At 58.2% G+C, this 3,130-nt stretch carries 3 protein-coding genes, 1 tRNA gene and 1 other RNA gene; 4 read left to right on the forward strand and 1 reads right to left on the reverse strand.

Annotation, left to right across the window (positions count from 1 at the left end; genetic code table 11):
* Positions 1–9 precede the first annotated feature (9 nt).
* Both QZ269_RS12540 and QZ269_RS12545 read left to right on the forward strand, forming a co-directional pair.
* The gene (locus QZ269_RS12540) at positions 10–159 is read left to right on the forward strand and encodes a hypothetical protein (RefSeq protein ID WP_367272303.1); all 150 of its coding nucleotides are present in this window, start codon (positions 10–12) and stop codon (positions 157–159) included.
* Positions 160–218: 59 nt separating this feature from the next.
* On the forward strand, positions 219–1,019 hold the full coding sequence (locus QZ269_RS12545; protein ID WP_291427043.1) for a VC0807 family protein: 801 nt from the start codon (positions 219–221) through the stop codon (positions 1,017–1,019).
* Between the two features lie 195 nt (positions 1,020–1,214).
* Here the strand turns inward: QZ269_RS12545 and QZ269_RS12550 are convergent, their stop codons facing one another.
* Positions 1,215–1,973, reverse strand: a complete 759-nt coding sequence (locus tag QZ269_RS12550; protein ID WP_291427044.1) for a metallophosphoesterase — start codon at positions 1,971–1,973, stop codon at positions 1,215–1,217.
* Between the two features lie 437 nt (positions 1,974–2,410).
* Here QZ269_RS12550 and ssrA point away from each other — a divergent pair.
* Positions 2,411–2,759, forward strand: a transfer-messenger RNA (tmRNA) gene (gene ssrA / locus QZ269_RS12555).
* Between the two features lie 65 nt (positions 2,760–2,824).
* Positions 2,825–2,908 (forward strand) — tRNA-Leu (locus QZ269_RS12560).
* Positions 2,909–3,130 lie beyond the last annotated feature (222 nt).

Genomic DNA, 3,130 nt, shown 5'->3' on the forward strand with positions numbered 1-3,130 from the left:
AGCCAGTGCCTGCGCAGCCGCCTGTGGGCCGCTGAACCCCTGACCCGCACCTTTCTGGAAGGGGTGCCGGGGGGCCTACCCTGTGCCGAGGCCTGCACCTTTCTGGTCGCCGCCGTGCGCGACTGGCAAAAGCAGCATAAACAGGGCGCAGGCACGTAAATTTATGCACTCACGTCCATTCCATCACGCGTTAACGCCCGAGTGAGACAATACACTCGATGACTGCCCCCGCCCCGACCCCTGTTCCCAGTCCGGCCAGACCCAAGCGCCGCATTCCCCGGACGATCTGGGACCTGATTTTCACCCTGCTTATCCCGATTCTGATCTTAAATCCCAATCTTCTGGGCGAGGGCATCGGCATTTCCAGCCTGCTGGGCAGCGGTGAGACTGGAAATATCCGCGCTTACCTTGTGGCGGCCCTCATTCCGGTGGTCTACGTCATGTGGGATATTCTGGTCAACCGCAATGTCAGCCCGGTGGCCCTGATTGGTGGGGCCGGGGCACTGATGAGTGGCGCGCTGGCGTTCTGGTACGTCGACGGCTTCTGGTACGCCGTCAAAGACAGCGCCCGTTCCTATCTGACAGCTATTCTGTTCCTTATTAGTGCGGGCACCCGTGTGCCGCTATTCCGCATTTTTCTGGACGCCGCGAGCATCGGCGAGAACGATACCGACCGCGCCGCCACCCAGCAGGCCATGCGCGACCCTGGCATTCACCGGGGGCTGGCGCGCGCAACCGTGGCCTTTGCCCTGGTCGATCTGATCGGCGGCCTGATCAACAGCGCGGTGAATTATGCGCGAGTCACGGCCAAGTTCGGCTCGGACGCCTTTAACCAGCAGATTGCCGAGGTGAACGCTGTCATGCGCGTGCCGGGCCTGCTGATTAGCCTGGCCGGAGTCGCCGCCGCGATCTGGTTGGTACAGCGGGCGGTCAAGCAGCGTTACGGGGCCGAGGCCAGCTTGCTCGAACCATCCAAACTGGCGGCAGCTATGCGTGAGCGGGGCGAATTAACCATTTGAAGTCCTGAGTACAACGGAGGTAATCCTGAGATTAACTGAGCGGGGCGAGAACCGTCAGAAGTACGTTGGACTGTGGATGGAGAGGTTCCGGCGCTGTTCCGGAAGATCGTAATGTTAAATGCAGCGCAATTAGGTCTACTCTCCGGCCTCAGCCCTCAACAGGAGAACTGACCCGCCTTAGGGCACGCCCAGTATTTAAGCTCCACTGTGGCCACTGTGAAGCTCCACACTGTGCGTCCGGCGTTTCTGGTAAGCCCCAGTCAGCAGTTCCGCCACGTACTCCTTAATAAAGGGCATGTCGCTCGCCTCGGCGGTGCTGATTTCCTCGTCGCGGTTATACGTCAGGCGCACAAAACTAGCGCTGTGAGCGGGGCTGTGTTCGTCGAATTCCAGAATGAGGTACGACGGCAGGGTGCTGTCCAGCGGATTGCCTACGCTGCCGCAGTTGATCATCGGGCGGCCCTCGACATCCAGCAGCAGGGCCTCATGCATGTCGGCGTACACCAGCGCATCGACGTGCTCCATGAGGCCTAGACGTGGCTGAGGCATGAACGCTTCCAGCTGATCGTTGAGGCTACTGTGCGGATACAGGCGGTGAAACAGCCCCTTACTGCTCGCGTGGACAAAGCGCCACCAGGCTCCACTGAACTGCTCCTCGATACCGTAGGGCAGCTTTTCCAGGTACTCCAGCTGCCCCGCCGTCAGTTTGCTGCGCGGCCAGAGGTCCTGGGGACGGTGGGTCGCTCCGGCCACCCGCATATCCCAGTTGCCCTGAATAACGCGCGTGGCGTATTCCTGAGTCCAATCGACCACCTCGCGTGGGCGCGGCCCCTTGCCCACGAGGTCGCCCAGCACCCAGATCTCGGAAATTCCACGCCGCTGTATATCGGCATGAACCGCCAGCGTTGCCGCGAGGTTCGCGTGCAAGTCGGCTAAAATGGCTAGACGAATCATAGAACGAGTGTAAAGCAGCCTGTATTACAAGAATTGAGTATCTGACCGCAAAGCCCCTTCATCCCACGAGAAATCACAACCCTGCTTTAGCAGCGGCGTAGCAAAGTCGCTCCTGGCCGATTCACACGCCAGAGATGCTCAGCGGACAGCACTTTTAGACACCTGACACGGACTGCCAATTGAATAGGGCACGGTCGGGACTGCACCGCCCGAGCGGTTGCCAACTCTACGCGTTCGCTCCGGGCGATGACCTAGTCCTCACCCGGCAGCCACTTGATTACCACCAACTTACGGCGTCATCCATAGAAGCTTCCGCAGTCTCTGCTAGGCCAAAGTAAGCCCCCATTCAGATGAGGCGATCACGTGGATTTGCTCAGTGTTTCATACGGCATGACCTGTTAGACTAGGCAGGCTGAAGGGAACTTCAGACTTTGCTCGGGGGTGACCCGGTTTCGACAGGGGAACTGAAGGCGCTGTTGCGTGTCGAGGTGCCGTTGGCCTCGTAAATAAACGGCAAAGCCATTTAACTGGCAACACTGAATACGCTCTCGCTGCTTAAGTGAGATGGTGACCGCGAAGCCCGGCCTTTGGCGTCGCGCGAACCATAATTAAAGAAGGCTAGCCTAAGCCAGTCTCCATAGCTGAAGGCGAAAATAAATGGAGCTACGGTTTGTGGAAACCCGCCTGCTGGTGATCACAAACCCGACAATTAAACAGCAGGATACACACGTAGACGCACGCTGAATGGACTCTTGGACGGCGGTTCGACTCCGCCCACCTCCACCACCAGACCTCGCTTTAGGGCGGGGTTTACCTTTATACTCGGGAGGCCAAGCTAAACGCTGGCAAAAGCCGGGATGGCGGAAGGGTAGACGCAACCGACTTAAAATCGGTCGAGGCAACTCGTGTGGGTTCAAGTCCCATTCTCGGCACCATTCAAAACCCCATATGACAAACTCATATGTCATAGCGGATGCCAGCAAGGGTCATTGGCGATCATAGGCATGGTATAGAGCGTGCAGCGCTTGCCTGGCCTTGTCGTCATGCCGAACCTATATAGGTCCTTCTACCCCTGACTTCCAGGGCAACCGCAAAGTCAGCTTAATGTGAATGGGTGAATGATTCCTCGTCTCAGAAGGTAGATATTCCTAGTCTTA

The sequence above is a fragment of the Deinococcus sp. genome, from assembly GCF_018260405.1.
GTDB lineage: Bacteria > Deinococcota > Deinococci > Deinococcales > Deinococcaceae > Deinococcus.